Consider the following 23,914-nt stretch of genomic DNA (forward strand, 5'->3'; position numbering starts at 1 on the left):
CGCTCCGTTTTTGTTTCTGAATTCTGAATTCTGTGTAGGAGCGAACTTGCTCGCGAAGAACGACAACGATAACGCGCACTGGTTGAAGGCACGCGGTGTTCAGACGTTTTTCGCGAGCAAGCTCGCTTCTACAGTGTGATTTTCGCCAGCCCGACCCAGTAACAATGCCCTCATGACCAGCATCACCTCCCCCGACTACATCGGGCGCTTCGCCCCCACGCCCAGTGGCCACCTGCACTTCGGCTCGCTGGTCGCCGCCCTGGCCTCCTACCTCGACGCCCGCTCGGTCGGAGGGCGCTGGCTGCTGCGCATGGAAGACCTTGACCCGCCCCGGGAAGAGCCCGGCGCCCAGGTGGCGATTCTCAAGGCGCTGGAAAGTTACGGTTTCGAGTGGGACGGCGAAATGGTCCGCCAGAGCGAACGACACGAGGCCTACGCCGAAGTGCTCAACCGTCTGTTCAATCACGGCCTGGCTTACGCCTGCACGTGCTCGCGCAAACAATTGGAGCCGTATCACGGCATTTATCCAGGGCTGTGCCGAAATGCGGGCCACGGCAGCGACAATGCGGCGATTCGCCTGCGCGTGCCCGAGCTCGAATACCACTTCACCGACCGCGTGCAAGGCGAATACCGCCAGCACCTGGGCCGCGAGGTCGGCGATTTTGTGATACGTCGCCGCGACGGGCTCTACGCCTATCAATTGGCGGTGGTGCTCGACGACGCCTGGCAAGGCATCACCGACATCGTGCGCGGTGCCGATCTGCTGGACTCCACCCCGCGCCAGTTGTACCTGCAGGAGCTGCTCGGCCTGCGCCAACCGCGTTACCTGCACCTGCCCCTGATCACCCAGCCCGATGGCAACAAGCTCGGAAAATCCTACCGCTCGCCACCACTGCGCGCTGACCAGGCCACGCCCTTGCTGCTGCGCGCATTGCGGGCCCTGGGGCAAATGCCGCCTGGCGAACTGGACGAGGCGCTACCGGCCGAAGTACTCAAATGGGGCAGCGCCCACTGGGACGCGACGCTGATCCCGCGCACGCTGACCCTGCCCGAAGCGTTATTACGCTGACTAAGCTTGCAGGTTGGCGCCCATCCGTTACCATCGCCGCACGTTTTCGGGCACGTCCACTATAAAGAGAGGCCGGGATGTACATCTATCGCTTGGTCCTGCTACTGGTAGTGGGGATCTATCTGTTCTCCCCCGCCATCATGGACTGGTGGATCGACGCCACTGGCGCCTGGTATCGCCCGTATCTGCTGTGGCTGATCCTGATCGTCGTGACCTTCATCCTGCAGAGCCAAAAAGATGCCGATGAGCTTTAGCCTGACCCAGATGATCCTGATCAGCGCCGCCTACCTGGCGGTGCTGTTCGGCGTTGCCTGGATCAGCGAACGTGGAATGATCCCGCGGGCGATCATTCGCCACCCGCTGACCTACACCCTGTCGCTTGGGGTCTACGCCAGCGCCTGGGCGTTCTACGGCACCGTCGGCCTGGCCTATCAGTACGGCTATGGGTTCCTGTCCAGCTACCTGGGGGTGTCCGGGGCCTTCCTGCTGGCACCGGTGCTGCTGTACCCGATCCTGAAGATCACCCGCACCTATCAGTTGTCGTCCCTGGCCGACCTGTTTGCCTTTCGCTTCCGCAGTACCTGGGCCGGCGCGCTGACCACTATTTTCATGCTGATCGGCGTGTTGCCGTTATTGGCCCTGCAGATCCAGGCCGTGGCCGACTCCATCGGTATCCTCACCCGCGAGCCGGTGCAGCATCGCGTGGCGCTGAGCTTCTGCGCGCTGATCACCCTGTTCACAATCTTCTTCGGCTCGCGACACATCGCCACCCGGGAGAAACACGAGGGCCTGGTGTTCGCCATTGCCTTTGAGTCAGTCATCAAGCTGATCGCCATTGGCGGCGTCGGCCTCTATGCCCTGTACGGCGTGTTCGACGGTCCACAACAGCTTGAACTGTGGCTGCTGCAGAACCAGACCGCCCTCGCCGCCCTGCACACGCCGCTGCAGGAAGGTCCATGGCGCACGCTGCTGCTGGTGTTCTTCGCCTCGGCGATCGTGATGCCGCACATGTACCACATGACCTTCACCGAAAACCTCAACCCGCGCTCCCTGGTCAGTGCCAGCTGGGGCCTGCCGCTGTTCCTGCTGCTGATGAGCCTGGCCGTGCCGCTGATTCTCTGGGCCGGGCTGAAACTGGGCGCCACCACCAACCCGGAATACTTCACCCTCGGGATCGGCATCGCCGCCAACAGCAAGGCCCTGGCCCTGCTGGCCTACATCGGCGGGCTGTCCGCCGCCAGCGGCCTGATCATCGTCACCACCCTGGCCCTGTCCGGGATGGCCCTGAACCACCTGGTGCTGCCGCTGTACCAGCCGCCCGCCGAAGGCAACATCTACCGCTGGCTGAAATGGACCCGCCGCGCGCTGATCGTCGCAATCATCATGGCCGGTTATGGTTTCTACCTGCTGCTGGGCGCCGAGCAGGACCTGGCCAACCTGGGCATCGTGGCCTTTGTCGCCACCTTGCAGTTCCTGCCGGGGGTTTTGTCGGTGCTGTACTGGCCGACCGCCAACCGGCGCGGCTTCATCGCCGGGTTGCTGGCGGGCATCCTGGTCTGGCTGGTAACCATGCTGCTGCCGCTGGTGGGCAATCTGCAGGGGTTCTATATCCCTTTGCTGAACATGATCTACGTACTCGACGACACCAGTTGGCACATGGCGGCCATCGCGTCACTGGCGGCCAACGTCCTGATGTTCACCCTGATCTCGTTGTTCACCAACGCCAGCACCGAGGAAGCCAGCGCCGCCGAAGCCTGCGCCGTGGACAACGTGCGACGCCCGCAACGGCGTGAGCTGCATGCCGCCTCTCCCCAGGAATTCGCCACCCAACTGGCCAAGCCACTGGGCGCCAAAGCCGCGCAAAAGGAAGTCGAGCAAGCCCTGCGCGATCTCTATCTGCCGTTCGATGAACGTCGGCCCTATGCCCTGCGCCGCCTGCGCGACCGCATCGAAGCCAACCTCTCCGGCCTGATGGGCCCCAGCGTAGCCCAAGACATGGTCGAGACCTTCCTGCCATACAAGGCCGGCGGCGAAAACTATGTCACCGAAGACATTCACTTCATCGAGAGCCGTCTCGAGGACTATCACTCGCGCCTCACCGGCCTTGCTGCCGAACTCGACGCCCTGCGCCGCTATCACCGCCAGACCCTGCAGGAATTGCCGATGGGTGTCTGCTCGCTGGCCAAGGACCAGGAAATCCTCATGTGGAACAAAGCCATGGAAGAGCTGACCGGCATCGCCGCGCAGCGCGTGGTGGGCTCACGCCTGAGCACCCTGGGCGAGCCGTGGAAAGAACTGCTACAAGGCTTCATCAACCTGCCCGACGAACACTTGCACAAGCAGCACCTGGCCCTCGATGGCCAGACCCGCTGGCTGAACCTGCACAAGGCGGCCATCGACGAACCGCTGGCGCCGGGTAACAGTGGCCTGGTGTTGCTGGTCGAGGACCTGACCGAAACCCAGATGCTTGAAGACAAACTGGTGCACTCCGAACGCCTGGCGAGCATTGGCCGTCTGGCGGCCGGCGTGGCCCATGAAATTGGCAACCCCATCACCGGCATCGCCTGCCTGGCGCAGAACCTGCGCGAAGAGCGGGAAGAAGATGGCGAACTGACGGAAATCAGCGGGCAGATTCTCGAGCAGACCAAACGGGTGTCACGCATCGTGCAGTCGCTGATGAGCTTTGCCCATGCCGGCAGCCACCAGCAAAATGACGAACCGGTGTGCCTGGCCGAAGTCGCGCAGGATGCCATTGGTCTGTTGGCGCTGAACCGGCGCAACTTCGAAGTGCAGTTCTTCAACCTGTGCGATCCCGAGCACTGGGTCGTGGGTGATCCGCAGCGGCTTGCCCAGGTCCTGATCAACCTGCTGTCCAACGCCCGCGATGCAACACCGGCCGGCAGTGCGGTGCGGGTAAAAAGCGAAGCCAGCGAACACACGGTCGATCTGATCGTGGAAGACGAAGGCAGTGGCATCCCCGCGAACATCAAGGACCGATTGTTCGAACCTTTCTTTACCACCAAGGATCCTGGCGAAGGCACCGGTCTGGGCCTTGCACTGGTCTATTCCATCGTTGAAGAGCATTATGGACAAATCACCATCGACAGCCCGGCTGACATCCAAAGCCAACGCGGCACCCGTATTCGGGTGACCTTACCGCGTCATGTCGAAGCGACGTCCGCTGTGAACTGAGACCGTCGAGAGAATCGAATCAATGCCGCACATTTTGATCGTCGAAGACGAAACCATTATCCGCTCCGCCTTGCGCCGCCTGCTGGAACGTAACCAGTACCAGGTCAGCGAAGCCGGTTCAGTGCAGGAAGCACAAGAACGCTTCAGCATTCCCACGTTCGACCTGATTGTCAGCGACCTGCGCCTGCCCGGCGCCCCGGGGACTGAACTGATCAAGCTCGGCCAGGGCACGCCGGTGCTGATCATGACCAGCTACGCCAGCCTGCGCTCGGCGGTGGACTCGATGAAGATGGGCGCGGTGGACTACATCGCCAAGCCTTTCGACCACGACGAAATGCTCCAGGCCGTCGCGCGCATTCTGCGTGACCGACAGACGGCACAGAGCACCCCCAGTGAGCGACCGGCCGGCAAGGCCGCCAATGGCAGCGACAAGCCGGGGGTGGACAACAGCAACGGCGAAATCGGCATCATTGGCTCCTGTCCACCGATGCAGGACCTCTACGGCAAGATCCGCAAAGTCGCACCGACCGATTCCAATGTGCTGATCCAGGGTGAATCCGGGACCGGCAAGGAGTTGGTGGCGCGGGCCCTGCACAACCTGTCCAAGCGCGCCAAGGCACCGATGATCTCGGTGAACTGCGCGGCCATTCCGGAAAGCCTGATCGAGTCCGAACTGTTCGGCCACGAGAAAGGCGCCTTTACCGGTGCCAGCGCCGGACGTGCTGGCCTGGTGGAAGCGGCGGATGGCGGAACCCTGTTCCTCGACGAAATCGGCGAACTGCCACTCGAAGCCCAGGCGCGTTTACTGCGCGTGCTGCAGGAAGGCGAGATCCGCCGTGTCGGCTCGGTGCAGTCGCAAAAAGTCGACGTGCGCCTGATCGCGGCCACTCACCGCGACCTCAAGAGCCTGGCGAAAATCGGCCAGTTCCGTGAAGACCTGTACTACCGCCTGCACGTGATAGCCCTGAAACTGCCGGCGTTGCGCGAACGCGGTGCCGACGTCAACGAAATCGCCAATGCCTTCCTCGCAAGGCAAAGCGCGCGGGTCAATCGCACCGACCTGAAGTTCGCCCCTGACGCCGAGCAGGCGATTCGTCATTACAGTTGGCCAGGCAACGTGCGCGAACTGGAAAACGCCGTCGAACGCGCGGTGATCCTGTGCGAGAGCCCGGAAATCTCTGCCGAGCTGCTGGGCATCGACATCGAGCTCAGTGACCTGGAAGAAGACGAATTCATTGGCCTGGCACCGCATCAGGGCAGCACCAGCAACGCCAGCCATGAGCCCACCGAAGACCTGTCCCTGGAAGACTACTTCCAGCACTTCGTCCTCGAACACCAGGACCACATGACGGAAACCGAACTGGCCCGCAAGCTTGGGGTCAGCCGTAAATGCCTGTGGGAACGCCGCCAACGCCTGGGCATCCCACGGCGCAAGACCGGGGTAACGAGCGAGGGCTGAACGTTACCTGTCGACTGTGCAGGTAACAGCTCAACATGTGAAAAAACTGTTACCGCAGCTTTTTTCGTAACAAAAGCCGGGGCTTAAGGTAACGAAGCCCCGGCTTTTTTTTGCCTCGAATAACGCCCTCTGCCGGGCTAACCCCTTGTTTTGCTGGGGATCGAAAAAGTTGGCACGGCTTCTGCTATATGTTTGGTACAAGAACAATAACAAGCAATGCACAAGACAATAAAAATAAGACGAATCGACTCACGCACAATAAAAACAAGACGGCGAGAGGCGTAGCTAACTGATTCTTTTGGAGAGGCGTTGTATTTGGGGCTTGCCCCACAACCAGGCCGAGAACAACAAAAACTGCCCTAAGGCAGAGCCTGAACTGGTTGGATCGATAGATCATTGCAACACAGCGATCAAAGCAATCCGTTTGCTCTTGGCTCCCGATTGGGAGGGTCATGCAGGGAAAACCTCATGACGTGGGCGCGACACAAAAACAAGAAGCCCGAAACCCATAATAAAAATAGAGCACGCAACTACTTCTTGGGGAGCTTCGGCTCCCCTTGTAGTTTCTGGCGTTCAGCCCCCTGACACTGTGCAATCCCCGCCTTTAACGATCGCTTCGTCGCCGAACGCTGCCTCACATGGCGCGACAGCTGCTATACAGATGCGCGCAGCTTCCTACACCATCCCTCGACTAAATGCTAGAATCCCCGCCCATCATGCGGTCATTCTTGGTTATGGCCGAACATTCCTTCAAACAGTGCATCCCATGCTGAAGAAGCTGTTCCAGTCATTCCGTTCTCCCAAGCGTCATACGCAACACATTCGCAGCACGCCTGAAGTGCTCAACAGCGGCCAACATTCGCTGCAAAAGGGCCAATTCAGCCGTTACGCAGTGAATATCGTCGAACGCCTGCAGAACGCCGGTTACCAGGCTTACCTGGTCGGTGGCTGTGTGCGTGACATGTTGCTCGGCATCACACCCAAAGATTTCGACGTCGCCACCAGCGCCACGCCAGAACAGGTTCGCGCCGAGTTTCGTAACGCGCGCATCATTGGCCGTCGCTTCAAGTTGGTGCACATCCACTTTGGCCGCGAAATCATTGAAGTGGCGACCTTCCGCGCCAATCACCCGCAAAACGACGAAGAGGAAGACAGCAATCAGTCCTCGCGTAACGAAAGCGGGCGCATTCTGCGCGACAACGTCTACGGCACCCTGGAAGAGGACGCGCAACGTCGCGACTTCACCATCAATGCCCTGTACTACGATCCGGTCAGTGAGCGCATCCTCGACTACGCCAACGGCGTACACGATATCCGCAACCACCTGATCCGCCTGATCGGCGATCCGACCCAGCGTTACCAGGAAGATCCGGTACGCATGCTGCGTGCGGTGCGTTTTGCCGCCAAGCTGAACTTCGGTATCGAGAAGCACACCGCCGCGCCAATCCGCGACCTGGCCCCCATGCTGCGGGAAATTCCGTCGGCGCGCCTGTTCGAAGAAGTGTTGAAGCTGTTCCTCTCGGGGCATGCGGCTGACACCTTTGAAATGCTGGTCGACCTGCAATTGTTCGATCCATTGTTCCCGGCCAGCGCCGACGCACTGGAGCACAATCCGACCTACACCCACACCCTGATCAGCGAAGCGCTGATCAACACCGACCTGCGGATCAAGCAGAACAAGCCGGTGACCCCGGCCTTCCTGTTCGCCGCCCTGTTGTGGCCCGCGCTGCCCGCCCGAGTCCTGCGTTTGCAGGACCGTGGCATGCCGCCGATCCCGGCCATGCAGGAAGCCGCTCACGAGCTGATCGCCGAGCAGTGCCAACGGATTGCCATTCCCAAACGTTTCACCATGCCGATCCGCGAGATCTGGGATATGCAGGAGCGCCTGCCCCGTCGCAGCGGCAAACGGGCCGACCTGCTGCTGGACAACCCGCGCTTCCGTGCCGGCTATGACTTCCTGCTGTTGCGCGAAAGCGCGGGCGAACAGACCAACGGCCTGGGCGAGTGGTGGACGGACTATCAGGACGCCAACGACAGCGAGCGCCGCGACATGATCCGTGACCTCAGCGGCAAGGATGACGGTGCTGGCGCAGCCCCCCGCAAACGTCGCCGTACCGGTGGTGCCAAGCGCAAACGTGCCGCTGACAGCACGAGCGCGTCAGGCGAATAAGTCGATGGAGCGCATCTACATCGGCATGGGCAGCAACCTCGCCGCCCCGCAAGAGCAACTGCGTAACGCTGTACAGGCGTTGACGCAGTTGCCCAAGACCCGCCTGATTGGCGTCTCGACCTTCTATCAAAGCGATTCCCTGCTACCGGGCCAGCCTCGCTACACCAACGCCGTAGCGGCGCTGGAGAGTGCCCTTGCGCCCCTTGAACTGCTCGATGCGCTGCAAGCCATCGAAAACCAGCAGGGCCGCGAGCGCCTTGAGCGCTGGGGCCCGCGCACCCTCGACCTGGACATCCTGTTGTTCGGTGACCGGATCATCGACGAGCCTCGCCTCAAGGTCCCCCACTACCAGATGCAGGAGCGGGCATTCGTACTCTACCCCCTGGCTGAGCTGGCCCCAGCCCCGTTAGAGCTGGCAGACGGTCGGCGCTTGAGCGACCTGCTGGCGGCCTGCCCGTTTGTCGGCCTGGACCGCCTGCCCGTTGGCGATTAATCCTACAGAGCATTCAGCACACTGCTGAATCGCATCAGTAACGCCGGTAACACACAGGCGGTAACACATCCAATTGACTTCCCGAGTTCTCATCACGACTATAGGCGTCCCGCTGCCGCCAACCCGGCACCAAGGGCGCAATCCAGGCCTTTCAAGCACGACAAAAGAGCGTGCGCCTGAGTCCATGAAGAATCACGCGCGTTACTCGCAGTAGTTTCCCAAGCGCCTGAACGAGGATCCTTTTCATGCCAGCTATTACTCTCACCACCCTGCAGTCCCTCAAGCAAAACGGTGAAAAAATCACCATGCTGACCTGCTACGACGCCACTTTTGCCCACGCCTGCAATGAGGCCGGTGTTGAAGTGTTACTGGTGGGCGACTCCCTTGGCATGGTGTTGCAAGGCCATGACAGCACCCTGCCCGTCACGACGGCCGAGATGGCGTACCACGTGGCGTGCGTCAAGCGCGGCAACACCGATGCGCTGATCCTCGCCGACCTGCCGTTCATGGCCAATGCCACGATCGAGCAAACCATGATCAACAGTGCCCAACTGATGCAGGCCGGCGCGCACATGGTCAAGGTCGAAGGCGCACTGTGGCTGGCCGAATCGATTCGCCTGCTCGCCGAGCGCGGCGTTCCAGTGTGCGCGCACATGGGCCTGACACCCCAGGCCGTGAACATCCTGGGCGGCTATAAGGTCCAGGGTCGCAACGAGAACCAGGCACGGCAGATGCGTGCCGACGCCATTGCCCTGGAACAGGCAGGCGCCTCGATGCTGCTGCTCGAATGTGTGCCGAGTGAACTGGCCCTGGAAATCTCCCAGGCGGTGAAGATCCCGGTGATCGGGATTGGTGCCGGCAGCGGTACCGACGGCCAGGTACTGGTCCTGCACGACATGCTCGGCCTGTCGCTCACCGGCCGTGCGCCCAAGTTCGTGAAGAACTTCATGGCCGGCCAAGAAAGCATCCACGCAGCTCTCAGTGCTTACGTCACGCAAGTCAAAGCTGTGACTTTCCCCGGCGCCGAACACGGGTTTTCTGCATGAACACCGTCAAGACCGTACGTGAACTGCGGGCCGCGGTCGCCCGCGCCCGCAGCGAAGGCAAGCGCATCGGCTTCGTACCAACCATGGGCAACCTGCACAGCGGCCACATGGCCCTGGTCACCAAGGCGGCCCAGCGGGTGGATTTCGTGGTAGCGAGTATTTTCGTCAACCCACTGCAGTTCGGCGCGGGCGAAGACCTGGATAAGTACCCGCGGACCCTGGCCGCCGATCAGGAACAACTGCTGCAAGCCGGTTGCCACCTGTTGTTCGCGCCGACCGTCGAGGAGATGTACCCCGACGGCATGGCCGGCCAGACCCGCGTCAGCGTCCCGCACCTGGCAGAAGGCCTGTGCGGCGCCAGCCGTCCCGGGCATTTCGAAGGCGTGGCAACGGTGGTCAGCAAGCTGTTCAACATGGTCCAGCCCGACCTCGCCGTGTTCGGCCAGAAAGACTTCCAGCAACTGGCGGTGATCCGCGCACTGGTGCATGACCTGAACATGCCGATCCAGATCATTGGCGAGCCGACCGTACGCGCCGCCGATGGCCTGGCCCTGTCGTCGCGCAACGGCTTCCTCAATGAGCAACAACGGGCCGTGGCACCGGTGGTGTATCGCACCTTGAAGGGCATTGCCGACGCCATCGAGCAGGGCCGGCGCGATTATCCGGCGTTGCTCCAGACGCAGATCCAGCAACTTGAAGCGGCGGGATTGCGTCCTGACTACCTGGAGATTCGCCACGCGCAGACCCTGCGCCCGGCGACCCCTGAAGATCGCGACCTGGTAATCCTGGTGGCCGCCTTCCTCGGCACCACCCGCCTGATCGACAACCTGCACCTGAACCTCGATACACCCGCCTGAACCCCGCCCCTCCCTCCCCGGACCAGGAGCACAGCGTGCTCGCGATGACGGCATGTCAGTCAATCCAATGTTGGATCTGACGGCCTCATCGCGAGCATGCTCGCTCACCACAAAGCCAAGACAGATGCCCCCCTCAAGGTTTACTGTTATCAGCCTGCGTTTTTTTATCGTGTCTACGTAGTTTTACCGGATAATCTCTGCCGCCCGGCAGGATGTTCCGGGCTTTTTAGTGTCCTAAAGGCAGTTCAAGTAAAAGGAAACCCGCAGCGATGGCGTACTACCGCACCCCTCAAGACGTTACCGCTCTGCCAGCCTGGCAGGCGCTGAATGATCACCGCCAAGCCATGCAGGATTTCAGCATGCGTGAAGCGTTCAATGCCGACCCGCAGCGTTTCACCCAGTTCACCCTGAGCAGCTGTGGGCTGTTCCTCGACTATTCGAAAAACCTGATCAACGAGCAAACACGCAACCTGCTGGTGGGCCTGGCGAACGAGGCCGGCCTGCAGGACGCCATCAAGGCCCTGTTCAGCGGCGAAATCGTCAACGCCTCCGAAGGCCGCCCGGCACTGCACACCGCCCTGCGTCGCCCCGTGGGCGACAAGCTGTCGGTCAACGGCGTCAATGTGATGCCGGAAGTGCACAAGGTACTGAATCAGATCACCGACATGGTCGGGCGTATCCACGACGGCCTGTGGCGCGGCTACACCGAAAAGCCGATCACCGACGTGGTGAACATCGGCATCGGCGGCTCGTTCCTCGGCCCGGAGCTGGTCTCCGAAGCCCTGCTGTCCTACGCCCAGAAAGGCGTACGCTGCCACTACCTGGCGAACATCGACGGCAGTGAGTTCCACGAACTGGCCCTGAAGCTGCGCGCCGAGACCACGCTGTTCATCGTTTCGTCGAAATCCTTCAACACCCTGGAAACCCTGAAAAACGCCCAGGCCGCTCGCGCCTGGTACCTGGCCCAGGGTGGCTCGGAAGCCGAGCTGTATCGCCACTTCATCGCGGTTTCGAGCAACAACGCGGCCGCCGTGGCCTTCGGCATTCGCGAAGAAAACATCTTCCCGATGTGGGACTGGGTCGGCGGTCGTTACTCGCTGTGGTCGGCCATCGGCCTGCCGATTGCCCTGGCGATCGGCATGTCCAACTTCAAAGAGCTGCTGTCCGGTGCCTACACCATGGACCAGCACTTCCAGAGCGCGCCATTCGAACAGAACATGCCGGTGCTGCTGGCCCTGCTGGGCGTGTGGTACGGCAATTTCTGGGGCGCACAGAGCCACGCGATCCTGCCGTACGACCACTACCTGCGCAACATCACCAAGCACCTGCAGCAACTGGACATGGAATCCAACGGCAAGAGCGTGCGCCAGGACGGCACGCCCGTGTCCACCGATACCGGTCCGGTCATCTGGGGCGGCGTAGGTTGCAACGGTCAGCACGCCTACCACCAGTTGCTGCACCAGGGCACCCAGTTGATCCCGGCCGACTTCATCGTGCCGATCGTCAGCTTCAACCCGGTGGCAGACCACCATCAGTGGCTGTACGCCAACTGCCTGTCGCAAAGCCAGGCGCTGATGCTCGGCAAGACCCTGGGCGAAGCGCAAGCCGAGCTGCGTGACAAGGGCATGAGCGAAGAGCAGATCGAGAAACTCGCGCCGCACAAGGTGATCCCGGGCAACCGTCCGAGCAACACCCTGGTGGTCGAACGCATCAGCCCACGTCGCCTCGGCGCACTGGTGGCGATGTACGAACACAAGGTCTTCGTGCAGAGCGTGATCTGGGGCATCAACGCGTTCGACCAATGGGGCGTGGAGCTGGGCAAGGAACTGGGCAAAGGCGTCTACAACCGCCTGGTGGGCAGCGAAGAGGCCCCTGCTGACGATGCCTCGACCCAGGGTTTGATCAACTACTTCCGCGGGCGTCACCGCGGTTGATCTGAAGCCACACTGCTACCCCTGTGGGAGCGAGCCTGCTCCCACAGTCGTTTTAGCCCATGACTTGAACCCACTGATCACTCGGCGCATCTTTATCTCTTGTGGCCAAGACAAGAGTAAGGAACCGTCATGTTCGATATCAGCACGTTCCCCAAAGCCGATGCCGTCCGCCGGGCTGGGCAATTGAGTCAGGACGACTATCAGCGCCTGTACCGTCAATCCATCGACCATCCCGACAGCTTCTGGGCCGAGCAGGCCAGGCAGTTTCTTGACTGGTCCCACCCCTGGCAGAGCGTCCAGCACTGCGACATCAAGACGGGCAAGGCCCAATGGTTCGCCGGCGGCCAGCTCAACGTCAGCTACAACTGCATCGACCGTCACCTGGCCACACGCAGTCAACAGACCGCGATCATCTGGGAAGGCGACAATCCCGCCGATTCGCAACAGATCACCTACCAGCAACTGCATCACCACGTCTGCCGCCTGGCCAATGTGCTGAAAAGCCGCGGCGTGAAAAAAGGCGACCGGGTGTGCATCTACATGCCGATGATCCCTGAAGCCGCCTACGCGATGCTCGCTTGCTCGCGCATCGGTGCCGTGCATTCGGTGGTGTTCGGCGGTTTTTCCCCGGACTCGCTGCGCGACCGCATCCTCGATGCCGACTGCCGCACAGTCATCACCGCCAATGAAGGCGTGCGCGGCGGCAAAAGCGTGCCGCTCAAACACAACGTCGACCAGGCCCTGCTCAGTTGCCCGGCGGTCAGCACAGTGATCGTGGTCCAGCGCACCCAAGGCCCGGTCAATTGGCTCGAAGGCCGCGACCTCTGGTATCACCAGGCCGTTGACGATGCCAGCGAGCAGTGCGCACCGCAGCCGATGGACGCCGAGGACCCGCTGTTCATCCTCTACACCTCCGGCAGCACCGGCAAACCCAAGGGCGTACTGCACACCACCGGTGGTTATCTGCTGCAAGCGGCGATGACCTTCAAGTACGTACTCGACTACCAAGACGGCGAAGTATTCTGGTGCACCGCCGACGTCGGCTGGGTCACCGGCCACAGCTATATCGTCTATGGCCCGCTGGCCAACGGCGCGACCACCCTGATCTTCGAGGGCGTGCCCAACTACCCCAACAGCTCGCGCTTCTGGCACGTCATCGACAAGCACCAGGTCAACATCTTCTACACCGCCCCCACTGCCTTGCGCGCCTTGATGCGTGAAGGCGCCGGTCCCTTGCAGGACAGCTCGCGCAGCAGCCTGCGCCTGCTGGGCAGCGTCGGCGAACCGATCAACCCGCAAGCCTGGGAATGGTATTTCAATGCCGTCGGCGAACAACGCTGCCCGATCGTCGACACCTGGTGGCAGACCGAAACCGGCGGCATCATGCTCAGCCCGCTGGTCAGCGCACAACGGATCAAACCCGGTTGCGCCACACAACCAATGTTCGGTGTACAGCCGGTGCTGCTTGATGAGCAAGGCCAGGAAATCAGCGGCCCCGGCAGTGGCGTGCTGGCGCTCAAATCCAGCTGGCCGGCGCAGATCCGCAGCGTCTACGGCGACCCGCAGCGAATGGTCGATACCTACTTCAAGCCCTACCCCGGCTACTATTTCACCGGCGACGGCGCTCGCCGCGATGAGGACGGCGATTACTGGATCACCGGGCGCATCGACGACGTGATCAACGTTTCCGGGCACCGGATCGGCACCGCCGAAGTCGAAAGTGCCCTGGTGCTGCATGACAGCATCACCGAGGCAGCGGTGGTTGGTTACCCCCATGACGTCAAAGGCCAGGGTATCTACGCCTTCGTTACCCCGATGAACGGCATCGAGCCAGACGTGGCCCTGAAGCAACAATTACTGGCCCATGTCAGCAAGGAAATCGGCAGCTTCGCCAAGCCGGACCTGATCCAGTGGGCGCCGGCCTTGCCGAAAACCCGCTCAGGCAAGATCATGCGACGCATCTTGCGCAAGATCGCCTGCAATGAACTCGACAGCCTCGGCGACACCTCGACCCTGGCTGACCCGAGTGTGGTCGCGGGGCTGATCGACAAGCGCCTGAATCAATGAATCCGCTGCGGCCGGTGGGCCGCAGCCTTTTTCTGCTGTCGCCAATGAGTTGCCATGGAATTCATCCGTACCCGCATCGAAACCCAGATCATGAGCCTGAGCGGACTGTCTCTGGGCAAGCTCGACCTGGAGCATCCCAAGGGGGATCCCGGGCTGTTCGGCCCCGACTCGGTGAGCTGGCAGGTCCACGGGGACTTCAGCAGCATGCTCATCGGTGGCATCAGCGCCTTGATGCTGCAAGCCTTGCACCCCCTGGCACTGGCCGGGGTCTGGGATCATTCGAACTTTCGCCAGGACATGCTCGGACGCCTGCGCCGCACCGGGCAGTTCATCTCCGGCACCACCTTCGGCTCCCGCAAGGATGCCGACTGGCTGATCGAAAAAGTGCGCACCATCCACCTGCAAGTGGTCGGCACCGCCCCCGATGGCCGCCCCTACGCCGCCAGCGACCCGGACCTGCTGACCTGGGTGCACGTGGCCGAAGTCAGCAGCTTTCTCGCCGCTCACCTGCGCTACCGCAATCGGCACCTTTCAGACGCTGACCAGGACCGCTACTACGCCGAGATCGCGCTGGTCGCCGAGCGCCTGGGCGCCCGTGAAGTGCCGCGCTCGCGCCAGCAAGTCGCCGACTACCTGGAACGGATTCGCCCACACCTGCTGTGCGACGAACGCAGTCGGGAAGTGTTGCGCCTGCTGTTGAACGCGCCCGCCCCCAGTCGCCTCGCCAGACCTTTCGGCGGGCTGATGATGCAAGCCGGGATCGACCTGCTGCCCGACTGGGCCAGCGCCATGCTCGACGTCAGCCAGAATCCACTGCAACGCAAACTGATTCGCGCCAGCGTCAACCGCAGTGCGCCGATGCTGCGCTGGGCGGTGCGCAATGGCTCGGTGCAGCGCGCCAAGCGACGTATGGGGCTGTTGTAGGCACGCAAGCAAACGTGCTCGCGCCTCCAGAGAAACCCCATAGCTGTTAAACTCTCGCGCCCCATTCCCCCTGCAAGGCGCTACGCATGTCTTCCTTGAATCAGGCGCTGCGCGCCGCCCTCGATCATCGCCAAGACTTGCTCGCCAAGCTCCACCAGCAAGGCACCGACTGCTACCGCCTGTTCCATGGCAGCCAGGAAGGCGCCGGTGGCCTGACCGTCGACCGATACGGTCCAAAGTTACTGGTGCAGAGTTTTCACCAAGCGCTGGAACGCGACGACCTGTTGGCGTTGCACGCCACGGTCAATCAACAGTTGGGCCTCGACACCCTGCTGGTCTACAACGACCGCTCGCGGGGCAATTCGCGCATCGACCGTGAAGACACCGTGTACCGCGCCGAAGAGGCCGCACTGGCGGACATGGTCGGCCACGAGTGGGGGCTGAACTATCGTGTGCGCGGGCGTCACGCCGGGCAAGATCCGTTGCTGTTTCTCGACCTGCGCAATGCCCGTGGCTGGGTCAAGCAACACAGCCACAACAAAAGCGTGCTGAACCTGTTCGCCTACACCTGTGGCGTCGGCCTGAGCGCCGCCGCGGGTGGTGCGCGCGAAGTGTGCAACCTGGATTTCGCCGAGGGCAACCTGGCGGTCGGCCGGGAAAATGGTCAACTCAACCCACAGTTGCCGGGCATGCAATTTGTGCAGTCCGACTATTTCCCGGCGATTCGCCAACTGGCCGGCCTGCCGATCAGCCAGCGCCGCGGGCAAAAGCTTCCCAGCTACCCACGCCTGGAACAGCGCCAGTACGACCTGGTGTTGCTCGACCCGCCGGCCTGGGCGAAAAGCGCGTTCGGCACCGTCGACCTGCTGCGCGACTACCAGAGCCTGCTGAAACCGGCGCTGCTCAGCACCGCGGACAATGGCGTCCTGATCTGTTGCAACAACCTGGCGAAGGTCAGCATGGACGACTGGCGTGAGCAGGTGCTGCGGTGCGCGGAAAAAGCCGGGCGCCCGGTGCGTGAGTGGACAGTACTGCCGCCGGCCGCCGATTTCCCCTCGATGGATCAGCACCCCCCCCTCAAAACCCTGATTCTGCAGCTCTGAGACACGGCGCCGGAATCTGAATAATCCTGATCGAGGTCATTGCTTCGGAACCAGAATCGCGTGCCATACTCCAAGGCACTCCGATTCAGACAGATGAAGCCACACATGCCCAAAGGATTGATTCGCGCCATCGGCGCCTTGTTGACTGCTCTGGCCCTCTACAGCTTGCTGGGCTTTCTGATTGTGCCGGGCATCGCCCTGCGGATCGCCAATCAACAATTGGCTAACTATGCAGCGGTGCCGGCCAGCCTCCAACGCATCGAGTTCAACCCATTCAGCCTGGAGCTGACCCTGTGGGGCCTGAACATCGGCGAGCCTGGCAAAGAGCAAGTCGGCTTCGAGCGTCTATACGCCGACCTGCAGATCGACAGCCTCTGGACCCGTGCCCTGCACCTGGCCGATGTGCAACTGGACAAGCCGAAAACCTCGGTGCTGTTCAGCAAGGACGGCACCCTGAACCTCACTCAGCTGTTCACGTTACCCGCCAGTGAACCCACGCCAGCCGACCCCGAGGCCAAGCCCTTCCCGCTGCGCATCGACCGTATCGACCTGGCCCGTGGCTACATCCATTTCCAGGACCTGCGCCCCAGCGAACCCATCGAGTTCCTCTACGACAAACTGGATTTCGAGCTCAAGAACCTGAGCACGCTGCCGGAAGACAATGCCGACATGAACCTGGTGGCGATCGGCCCGGCCGGTGGCCAGATCGACTGGAGCGGCAAAATCAGCCTGGTGCCTATCACGTCCGAAGGCAGCTTGAAAATCACCGACGGCAAGATGAAAGCCTTTTGGCCCTACGTGCGTGACGCCCTGCCACTGGTGCTGGAAGAAGGCACCGTCAGCCTCAGCACCGACTACAAACTCAACCTGTCCAAGGAAACCGAACTGCTGCTGAGCAACACCTCGGCCAGCATCGCCCCCTTTGCCATCAAGGCCCCGGATGGCCGGCCGCTCGCCCGCCTCGAACGCTTGGACATCAGCGAAACCAGCATCGACCTGGCCAAGCAACAAGTCATCGTCGGCAAGATCCGCAGTCAGAAACTGGAAACCTGGGCCGCCCGCGAAACTGATGGTCAGCTCGACTGGCAGAAGCTGTTCGCCAGCCAGCCCGCCAAGCCCGCGGTCAAGGCCGAAGCGGTGGATGCACCGGCGGCGGCCGACTCACCTAAACCCGCGCCCGCTGCGCCGAGCAAACCCTGGCAGGTGCTGCTCAAGGATGTCGAACTGCGCAATTACCAGGTGCACCTGACCGATCGCCAGGCCAAGCCGGCAGTGGCGCTGGAGGTCGGTCCGCTGAACCTGGACCTGAAAAACTTCGACAGCCTCAATGGCTCGCCTTTCACCCTCAAGCTCGATACCGGCGTGGGCAAGCAAGGCAAGCTGATGGCCGACGGCGAGGTCAACCTGGCGCCGGTCAGCGCCCGGCTCAAGGTACAAACCCGGGACATCGACCTGCGGGTCGCCCAGTCCTACATCAGCCCGTTCATCCTTCTGGAACTGCGCTCCGGGATGCTCGGCAGCGACCTGGCCGTCAATCTCAAGAGCACCGAACCCTTGGCCTTCAACGTGACTGGCAAGGCCCAGGTCGACCAGTTGCACACCCTCGACACCCTCAAATCCCGTGACTTGCTCAAGTGGCAGAAGGTCATGGTCGAAGGGCTGAATTATCAGCACGGCGACAGTCTGTCGATCGATCGAATCAACCTGCAGCAGCCCTACGTCCGATTCATGATCAACGATGACCGGACCACCAACATCGACGACTTGCTGATCCCGCAACCGGCCGACAGCACGGCGAAAACCACGGCAGGCAAACCTGCCACCAGCCAGGACAAACCGCTGGGCATTCACATCGGCGGCATTGCCATCAACGACGGCTCGGCGAACTTTGCCGACTTCAGCCTGACACCCAACTTCGCCACCGCGATCCAGCAACTCAATGGTCAGATCGGCACCATCGACAGCCGCCAGGCCAAGCCGGCCTCGGTGGATGTCAAAGGCAAGGTCGACCGTTACGCCCCGGTGACCATCAAGGGCAGCGTCAATCCGTTCGACCCGATGGCGGCACTGGACATCGCCACCAGTTTCAAACGGGTTGAACTGACGACCCTGACCCCCTACTCCGGGAAATTCGCCGGCTACCGGATCCGCAAAGGCCGCCTCAACCTCGACCTGCATTACCGGATCACCAAGGGCCAGCTCAAGGCGGATAACAAAGTAGTGGTCGAGCAACTGGAGCTGGGCGAGAAAGTCGACAGCCCGGATGCCGTCAGCCTGCCGCTGAAACTGGCGGTGGCCTTGCTCAAGGACGTCGATGGCAAGATTTCCATCGAACTGCCGGTCACCGGCGACCTCAACAATCCCCAGTTCAGCGTGATGCCGATTGTCTGGCAAACCCTGCGCAACCTGATCGTCAAGGCCGCGGCTGCGCCGTTCAAACTGATCGGCGGTTTGGTCGCCGGCGGCGGTTCGCAAGACCTGGGCACCGTGTCCTTCGCGCCGGGTTCCAGCGAACTGAGCAAGGACGCCGAGGGCGCACTGGTCAAGCTGGCCAGCGCCCTCAAGGAACGCCCGGCCCTGCGCCTGGAAATCGAAGGCACCGCCGCGCAAAGCAGCGACGGCCCGTTGATTGCCGAGCAGCGCCTGGAGCGCGAGTACCAGTACAACTACTACAAGATTCTCCAGCGCCGTGGCGACAAAGTGCCGGCCCAGGCTTCGTTGCTGGAAGTCCCGGAAGGGGAAAAAACCCCGCTACTCGAAGGTATCTACCGCACGCGCCTGAAAACCCAGCCACCGGCTGAATGGAAGGATCTGGGCAAGGAGGAGCGCGCTGCGAAAATGCGTGAAGGGGTGATCACGTTCTGGGCGGGCAGCGACGTGCTGTTGCGTCAATTGGGCCAGGACCGCGCCAGCAGCATCAAGGACTACCTGGTGGACAAGGGCCAACTGGCTGATGACCGGGTGTACTTCATCGACGCCAGCCTGGGCCAGGCCGAAAGTGATGGCCGGGTCGTCACGCCGCTGCACCTGGACGCAGAGTAACCCAGCAGCGCAAACTTTTCCGCGCCCCAAAAAACAGGCCCCGACACGAATGTCGGGGCCTGTGGAGACCACATCCCTGTGGTCGGTCGCATGAACACTAGAGTCAGAGTCGCGGCGGGTGTATGACTCGGCTCACCTGCCGCTCCTTCTCCCAGTCCAGGCGAGAAGCCGTCTTACTCGGATTTCAGACCGTCAGCCGATACGGCAGTGACGCCCTTGATGTTTTTCGCGATTCTTACCGCCGTTTCTTTCTGCGAGTCAGTCACCGTAGTGGTGGAAGACAGCGACACCACACCTTTGTTGGTTTCGACTTTGATATCGGTACCCGGAATGCCTTTCTCGGTGACCAGGTCAGCCTTCACTTTGGTGGTGATCCAGGTGTCGGAAGTCGCTTCCTTCGCCTCGGTCACTTCACCGGCAGCCAGCACCATTGGCGACTGGGTGTTTTGGGTGGTCTGCGCAAACGCTGCGTTGGCCAGTGTCAGGGTCAGAGCGGTAGCCGTTGCGGTAGCGATAGCGAACTTCTTCATACGGGTAACTCCTGTTTTTCCAGAAAGTCTGCTGGTTGCCTTCTCAGCAGGGTTACCGGTAATAGTGCGAACGCTGTGCCAACTTTGGATGTCGAAATAAATCATTAAAAATCAATGAGTTACAAAATATTTAAAAACCCGGAATCATGCAATTTGCATGACCCGGACATTCTCGACATGCAAGTTGCCGGAATCAGCCCTCGCGGGGGGTACAGCCTTTGGGGGAATAGTCCGCGGCCACCGTGGTCGCGCAACTCCAGCCACCCGCCTCGGTGCGCGAAAGGGTAAGCGTGCGGTTCAGCACCGGGCCTGGCGCATCGACCAGGGTGCAGCCGAGGCTGCCGAGCCCGGAGGCGCCGCTGCCCGCCGCCGAGACGGTGCAATGGCTGGTGGTCGCGCTGGCCCCGAGTCGCTCCAGGGTCGGATCAGCCCCCTGGTTGATGATGTCTTCGAATGGCACCTTGAGCGCCGAGATCTCGGCCAGTCCGGCCGTGACCTTGGCCCGCGCCTGATATTTGGAATACAGCGGCAACGCCACCGTGACCAGAATGCCAATGATCGCTACCACGATCAGCAGTTCGATCAGGCTGAACGCCCTTTGTCCTTTCATGGCTCCCACTCCCTTTTGTGCATGAGACGAAAGCTCCTGCTCGGTAGCGGATAAGGCACAGCCCATGCCAAGTCCGTAAGCCCTTGCAGACCGGGCACCGGACTCTCGTTGCCCCCGCTCAAGACTTTGCAAAACAGCACTAACTGACACTATTTGTCACTGCCCTGCGCCCGCACAGACGCCACCCTTGGCTAGGCTTCCCAGCGCAAGCCAGATTTGTGCAAACACCCGACGGGTCATCAAGGATTGAGTCATGACGGTCAAAGCAGCAAAGGTCAGCCTGTATGCCTGGCAAGGCGTCGATAGAACAGGCCGCAGAATGTCCGGCGAATCAAGCGCGCAGAGTCCGGCGCTGATCAAGGCCCGATTGCGCCAACGGGGCATCACTGTGGGCAAGGTGCGAAAAAAAGTTGTCCCTCTGTTCAGCCCTGGCCAGCGAGTGGCAGCCCGGGATATCGCGGTCTTTACCTGACAACTGGCGACCCTGCTCAAGGCCGGCGTGCCCTTGCTCCAGGCCTTCGACATCATCGCCGAAGGCTTCGTTAACCCGCGCATGCGTTGCCTGCTGGAGGAGTTGAAACAGGACGTGATGGCCGGCAGCAGCCTGACCACTGCCCTGCGCAAAAAACCGCAGTATTTCGACGAACTCTACTGCAACCTGATTGACGCCGGCGAACAGGCCGGCGCCCTCGACACGTTGTTGGAGCGGGTGGCGAGTTATCGGGAGAAACGTGAACAGCTCAAGGCGCGGATGCGTAAAGCCATGACCTACCCGCTAGCAGTGCTCCTGGTGGCCGTGATCGTCAGCGCCATCCTGTTGCTCAAGGTGGTGCCGCAGTTCGAAGTGATGTTTCAAGGTTTTGGTGCCGAGCTTCCCGCACTGACCCGCAGCGTGATCGGGCTTGCCGAATTCCTCCGGCACAGCGGGGGGCTGCTGCTCGGGGGGCTGCTCGCTGCCGCGCTGGGAATACACCAGGCCCAACGCCGTTCCCCGGGATTTCGCGACTGGCTACAGACGCGTTGGTTGCATCTGCCGGTGGTCGGTCCCCTGCTGCGCAAGTCGGCGATCGCCCGGTATGCCCGCACGCTATCGACCACCTTTGCCGCGGGGGTGCCATTGCTGGACGCTCTGAATTCGGTGGCGGGAGCCACTGGCAACCGGGTGTTCAAACAGGCGGTGCAGGTGATCCGCCAGGATGTGTGCACCGGCATGCAACTGCATCTGGCGATGCGCAACAGTGGGGTATTTCCCAACCTGGCGATCCAGATGACCGCCATTGGCGAAGAATCCGGCGCGCTGGAGGAGATGCTTGGCAACGTCGCGAGCTACTATGAAGGCGAAGTCGAGACCCTGGTCGATCACCTGAACAGCCTGCTGGAACCCCTTATCATCGGGGTACTGGGCGTTATTGTCGGCGGGCTGGTGGTTGCCATGTACTTGCCCATTTTCCAACTTGGTACGGCGATCTGAACATGCCCTTGAGTGAATTTCTCACCAGCTACCCGGCGACCTTCGTCACCCTGGCCCTCGGGCTGGGGCTGGTGGTCGGCAGCTTTCTCAACGTTCTGGTGTGGCGCCTGCCGAACATGCTGGCACGGGATTGGCGCCAGCAGGCGCGGGACATCCTCGAACTGCCTGGCGAGGCCCCCGGGCCCACCTACAACCTGCTGCTCCCCCACTCCCATTGCCCCCACTGCCACCATCCACTGCGGGCCTGGGAGAACATTCCACTGCTCAGCTACCTGATGTTGCGCGGGCGCTGCGCACGCTGCAAAACCCCCATCAGTGCCCGTTACCCACTGATCGAGCTCAGTTGCACGCTGCTCTCGGGCTTTATCGCCTGGCACCTGGGGTTCGGCTGGCAGGCCGCGGGACTGCTGGTGTTGAGTTGGGGCCTGTTGGCCCTGTGCCTGATCGACGCCGACCACCAACTGCTGCCCGATGTGCTGGTCATGCCGTTGCTGTGGCTGGGGGTAATCGTCAACGCGTTCGAGCTGTTCGTGCCACTGCAGGATGCCGTGTGGGGCGCCGTGGCGGGCTACCTGACCCTGTGGACGGTGTATTGGCTGTTCAAGTTGATCACTGGCAAGGAAGGCATCGGCCATGGCGACTTCAAGCTCCTGGCGCTGCTCGGCGCCTGGGGCGGCTGGCAGATCCTGCCGCTGACGATCCTGGTGGCCTCGTTGGTGGGGGCCGTCAGCGGACTGCTCTGGCTGCGCTGGAAACGGGCGAAAACCTCGACGCCGATCCCCTTCGGCCCCTATCTGGCAATTGCTGGCTGGATTGCCTTGCTCTGGGGTGGTCAAATAACCGACTTCTATTGGCAGTTTGTCGGTTTGCAATGAATACCCCTGTGGAACAACCCTGGATTCTCGGCCTCACCGGTGGCATCGGTAGCGGCAAAAGCGCGGCGGCCCAGCATTTCATCGACCTCGGTATCCATGCAGTGGATGCTGATCATGCCGCGCGCTGGGTGGTCGAGCCTGGCCGCCCGGCGCTGGCGCAGATTGCCGCGCACTTCGGTGACGGCGTGCTGCAGGCAGACGGCCAACTGGATCGGGCAGCACTGCGCAAGCTGATCTTCGAGATCCCCGAGGAGCGCCGCTGGCTGGAAAAGCTCCTGCATCCCTTGATCGCCGAAGAGATTGCCGCGTACCTGGCGCGCGCAAAATCGCCGTATGCGATTCTGGTGTCACCCTTGCTGATCGAGTCCGGGCAGTACGCCATGACCCAACGGGTGCTGGTAATCGATGCCCCCGAACACCTACAGATCGAACGCACCCTGCAGCGCGACCAGACCAGCGAACAGCAGGTCCAGGCGATCCTCAAGGCGCAGTCCAGCCGTCAGGAGCGCATCCGCCATGCCGACGATGTGGTGGTCAACGACCGCGACCTCGCCTGGCTGCACAGCGAAGTCGAACGCCTGCATCACTTTTACCTAACTTTGCGTGGAGGCCAGTCATGAGCCAACCCCCTGTCGTCACCTGCCCAACCTGCGGCGCCCCCGTGGAATGGAGCGCCAGCAGCACCTTCCGGCCCTTTTGCTCGGACCGCTGCAAACTCATCGACCTCGGCGCCTGGGCCTCGGAAGAACACAAGATCCCGGTCAGCCCGGACGCGGAAGACGATCTGTTCAGCGAAGATTTCGAACCGCGCCACTAAGGCCGCATGAAGCTGTAGTCGGCACGGTCATCGAGGTTCTCGGCCAAGAACTGCAGTTCGTCGGCCAGGTCCTCGACACTGCGCACCGCCTTGCTCTGCTCGACCACCGCGCTGAGCAAGGCGCGCAGGCTCAACCCCGGTTCAAAACCGGCCGCCTCTGCCGATGCCAGACTGTCGCGCAACTCTTGCCTCGCCCACTGATAAACGCTCATGCCGTTGCTCCTGAGGATTTCCCGGAGCATAGGGGCGCCTGTT

At 61.8% G+C, this 23,914-nt stretch carries 19 protein-coding genes and 1 pseudogene; 17 read left to right on the forward strand and 3 right to left on the reverse strand.

All coding sequences use genetic code 11. From position 1 onward, the window contains the following. The first annotated feature begins 172 nt into the window (after positions 1 to 172). From gluQRS to AACY45_RS14550, 13 genes are all read left to right on the forward strand, one after another. Positions 173 to 1,069 (forward strand): tRNA glutamyl-Q(34) synthetase GluQRS, encoded by an 897-nt coding sequence (gluQRS, locus tag AACY45_RS14490; RefSeq protein WP_339546108.1) that lies wholly within the window; start codon positions 173 to 175, stop codon positions 1,067 to 1,069. Between the two features lie 77 nt (positions 1,070 to 1,146). Next, the gene (locus AACY45_RS14495) at positions 1,147 to 1,323 is read left to right on the forward strand and encodes a hypothetical protein (RefSeq protein ID WP_003176118.1); all 177 of its coding nucleotides are present in this window, start codon (positions 1,147 to 1,149) and stop codon (positions 1,321 to 1,323) included. Then, on the forward strand, positions 1,307 to 4,261 hold the full coding sequence (locus AACY45_RS14500) for a sensor histidine kinase (protein WP_339546109.1): 2,955 nt from the start codon (positions 1,307 to 1,309) through the stop codon (positions 4,259 to 4,261). The genes AACY45_RS14495 and AACY45_RS14500 overlap by 17 nt, the downstream gene beginning before the upstream one ends. Positions 4,262 to 4,283: 22 nt before the next feature. After that, positions 4,284 to 5,720 carry a sigma-54-dependent transcriptional regulator gene (locus AACY45_RS14505; RefSeq protein WP_339546110.1) on the forward strand — a complete coding sequence of 479 codons (1,437 nt, stop codon included), beginning with the start codon at positions 4,284 to 4,286 and terminating at the stop codon, positions 5,718 to 5,720. A 766-nt stretch (positions 5,721 to 6,486) separates the two neighbouring features. Beyond that, positions 6,487 to 7,890 carry a polynucleotide adenylyltransferase PcnB gene (locus AACY45_RS14510; protein WP_339546111.1) on the forward strand — a complete coding sequence of 468 codons (1,404 nt, stop codon included), beginning with the start codon at positions 6,487 to 6,489 and terminating at the stop codon, positions 7,888 to 7,890. 4 nt (positions 7,891 to 7,894) lie between these two features. Beyond that, positions 7,895 to 8,383, forward strand: a complete 489-nt coding sequence (gene folK, locus AACY45_RS14515) for a 2-amino-4-hydroxy-6-hydroxymethyldihydropteridine diphosphokinase (protein WP_339546112.1) — start codon at positions 7,895 to 7,897, stop codon at positions 8,381 to 8,383. 245 nt (positions 8,384 to 8,628) lie between these two features. Then, entirely contained in the window at positions 8,629 to 9,429 is an 801-nt protein-coding gene (panB, locus tag AACY45_RS14520) for a 3-methyl-2-oxobutanoate hydroxymethyltransferase (protein ID WP_339546113.1), read from the forward strand. Then, entirely contained in the window at positions 9,426 to 10,286 is an 861-nt protein-coding gene (panC, locus tag AACY45_RS14525) for a pantoate--beta-alanine ligase (RefSeq protein WP_339546114.1), read from the forward strand. Before panB ends, panC begins: the two co-directional genes overlap by 4 nt. A 269-nt stretch (positions 10,287 to 10,555) precedes the next feature. After that, positions 10,556 to 12,220: a glucose-6-phosphate isomerase gene (gene pgi / locus AACY45_RS14530; protein WP_339546115.1), complete on the forward strand. Its 1,665-nt coding sequence runs from the start codon at positions 10,556 to 10,558 to the stop codon at positions 12,218 to 12,220. Positions 12,221 to 12,349: 129 nt separating this feature from the next. Further along, complete coding sequence (gene acs, locus AACY45_RS14535; RefSeq protein WP_339546116.1) at positions 12,350 to 14,287, forward strand: acetate--CoA ligase; 1,938 nt, start codon at positions 12,350 to 12,352, stop codon at positions 14,285 to 14,287. A 54-nt stretch (positions 14,288 to 14,341) separates the two neighbouring features. Then, entirely contained in the window at positions 14,342 to 15,211 is an 870-nt protein-coding gene (locus AACY45_RS14540) for an oxygenase MpaB family protein (RefSeq protein ID WP_339546117.1), read from the forward strand. An 86-nt stretch (positions 15,212 to 15,297) separates the two neighbouring features. Further along, positions 15,298 to 16,314, forward strand: coding sequence for a class I SAM-dependent rRNA methyltransferase (locus AACY45_RS14545; RefSeq protein WP_339546118.1), 1,017 nt, complete (start codon positions 15,298 to 15,300; stop codon positions 16,312 to 16,314). A 93-nt stretch (positions 16,315 to 16,407) separates the two neighbouring features. Beyond that, positions 16,408 to 19,356 (forward strand): DUF748 domain-containing protein, encoded by a 2,949-nt coding sequence (locus tag AACY45_RS14550; RefSeq protein ID WP_339546119.1) that lies wholly within the window; start codon positions 16,408 to 16,410, stop codon positions 19,354 to 19,356. Between the two features lie 173 nt (positions 19,357 to 19,529). On the opposite strand, the gene AACY45_RS14555 is transcribed toward AACY45_RS14550, so the two are convergent. Beyond that, the gene (locus AACY45_RS14555) at positions 19,530 to 19,886 is read right to left on the reverse strand and encodes a BON domain-containing protein (protein WP_339546238.1); all 357 of its coding nucleotides are present in this window, start codon (positions 19,884 to 19,886) and stop codon (positions 19,530 to 19,532) included. A 193-nt stretch (positions 19,887 to 20,079) separates the two neighbouring features. Beyond that, positions 20,080 to 20,496 carry a pilin gene (locus tag AACY45_RS14560; RefSeq protein WP_339546120.1) on the reverse strand — a complete coding sequence of 139 codons (417 nt, stop codon included), beginning with the start codon at positions 20,494 to 20,496 and terminating at the stop codon, positions 20,080 to 20,082. Between the two features lie 253 nt (positions 20,497 to 20,749). Here AACY45_RS14560 and AACY45_RS14565 point away from each other — a divergent pair. From AACY45_RS14565 to yacG, 4 genes and pseudogenes are all read left to right on the forward strand, one after another. After that, positions 20,750 to 21,967, forward strand: a pseudogene (locus tag AACY45_RS14565) (type II secretion system F family protein). Between the two features lie 2 nt (positions 21,968 to 21,969). Further along, the gene (locus AACY45_RS14570) at positions 21,970 to 22,842 is read left to right on the forward strand and encodes a prepilin peptidase (protein ID WP_339546121.1); all 873 of its coding nucleotides are present in this window, start codon (positions 21,970 to 21,972) and stop codon (positions 22,840 to 22,842) included. Continuing rightward, on the forward strand, positions 22,839 to 23,462 hold the full coding sequence (gene coaE / locus AACY45_RS14575; protein WP_339546122.1) for a dephospho-CoA kinase: 624 nt from the start codon (positions 22,839 to 22,841) through the stop codon (positions 23,460 to 23,462). Before AACY45_RS14570 ends, coaE begins: the two co-directional genes overlap by 4 nt. Further along, the gene (yacG, locus tag AACY45_RS14580; protein WP_095166544.1) at positions 23,459 to 23,659 is read left to right on the forward strand and encodes a DNA gyrase inhibitor YacG; all 201 of its coding nucleotides are present in this window, start codon (positions 23,459 to 23,461) and stop codon (positions 23,657 to 23,659) included. The genes coaE and yacG overlap by 4 nt, the downstream gene beginning before the upstream one ends. Here the strand turns inward: yacG and AACY45_RS14585 are convergent. Continuing rightward, positions 23,656 to 23,871, reverse strand: a complete 216-nt coding sequence (locus AACY45_RS14585) for a hypothetical protein (protein WP_339546123.1) — start codon at positions 23,869 to 23,871, stop codon at positions 23,656 to 23,658. The two genes, yacG and AACY45_RS14585, sit on opposite strands and share 4 nt — an antisense overlap. Between the last annotated feature and the right edge of the window lie 43 nt (positions 23,872 to 23,914).

The organism is Pseudomonas sp. RA_35y_Pfl2_P32, assembly GCF_963970735.1.
In the GTDB taxonomy this organism is placed as follows: domain Bacteria; phylum Pseudomonadota; class Gammaproteobacteria; order Pseudomonadales; family Pseudomonadaceae; genus Aquipseudomonas.

Excerpts from the sequence above, each read along its gene's own strand:
- gluQRS (WP_339546108.1), top strand. The coding sequence starts at position 173 with ATGACCAGCATCACCTCCCCCGACTACATCGGGCGCTTCGCCCCCACG.
- AACY45_RS14495 (WP_003176118.1), top strand. The coding sequence starts at position 1,147 with ATGTACATCTATCGCTTGGTCCTGCTACTGGTAGTGGGGATCTATCTG.
- AACY45_RS14500 (WP_339546109.1), top strand. The coding sequence starts at position 1,307 with ATGCCGATGAGCTTTAGCCTGACCCAGATGATCCTGATCAGCGCCGCC.
- AACY45_RS14505 (WP_339546110.1), top strand. The coding sequence starts at position 4,284 with ATGCCGCACATTTTGATCGTCGAAGACGAAACCATTATCCGCTCCGCC.
- AACY45_RS14510 (WP_339546111.1), top strand. The coding sequence starts at position 6,487 with ATGCTGAAGAAGCTGTTCCAGTCATTCCGTTCTCCCAAGCGTCATACG.
- folK (WP_339546112.1), top strand. The coding sequence starts at position 7,895 with ATGGAGCGCATCTACATCGGCATGGGCAGCAACCTCGCCGCCCCGCAA.
- panB (WP_339546113.1), top strand. The coding sequence starts at position 8,629 with ATGCCAGCTATTACTCTCACCACCCTGCAGTCCCTCAAGCAAAACGGT.
- panC (WP_339546114.1), top strand. The coding sequence starts at position 9,426 with ATGAACACCGTCAAGACCGTACGTGAACTGCGGGCCGCGGTCGCCCGC.
- pgi (WP_339546115.1), top strand. The coding sequence starts at position 10,556 with ATGGCGTACTACCGCACCCCTCAAGACGTTACCGCTCTGCCAGCCTGG.
- acs (WP_339546116.1), top strand. The coding sequence starts at position 12,350 with ATGTTCGATATCAGCACGTTCCCCAAAGCCGATGCCGTCCGCCGGGCT.
- AACY45_RS14540 (WP_339546117.1), top strand. The coding sequence starts at position 14,342 with ATGGAATTCATCCGTACCCGCATCGAAACCCAGATCATGAGCCTGAGC.
- AACY45_RS14545 (WP_339546118.1), top strand. The coding sequence starts at position 15,298 with ATGTCTTCCTTGAATCAGGCGCTGCGCGCCGCCCTCGATCATCGCCAA.
- AACY45_RS14550 (WP_339546119.1), top strand. The coding sequence starts at position 16,408 with ATGAAGCCACACATGCCCAAAGGATTGATTCGCGCCATCGGCGCCTTG.
- AACY45_RS14555 (WP_339546238.1), bottom strand. The coding sequence starts at position 19,886 with ATGAAGAAGTTCGCTATCGCTACCGCAACGGCTACCGCTCTGACCCTG.
- AACY45_RS14560 (WP_339546120.1), bottom strand. The coding sequence starts at position 20,496 with ATGAAAGGACAAAGGGCGTTCAGCCTGATCGAACTGCTGATCGTGGTA.
- AACY45_RS14570 (WP_339546121.1), top strand. The coding sequence starts at position 21,970 with ATGCCCTTGAGTGAATTTCTCACCAGCTACCCGGCGACCTTCGTCACC.
- coaE (WP_339546122.1), top strand. The coding sequence starts at position 22,839 with ATGAATACCCCTGTGGAACAACCCTGGATTCTCGGCCTCACCGGTGGC.
- yacG (WP_095166544.1), top strand. The coding sequence starts at position 23,459 with ATGAGCCAACCCCCTGTCGTCACCTGCCCAACCTGCGGCGCCCCCGTG.
- AACY45_RS14585 (WP_339546123.1), bottom strand. The coding sequence starts at position 23,871 with ATGAGCGTTTATCAGTGGGCGAGGCAAGAGTTGCGCGACAGTCTGGCA.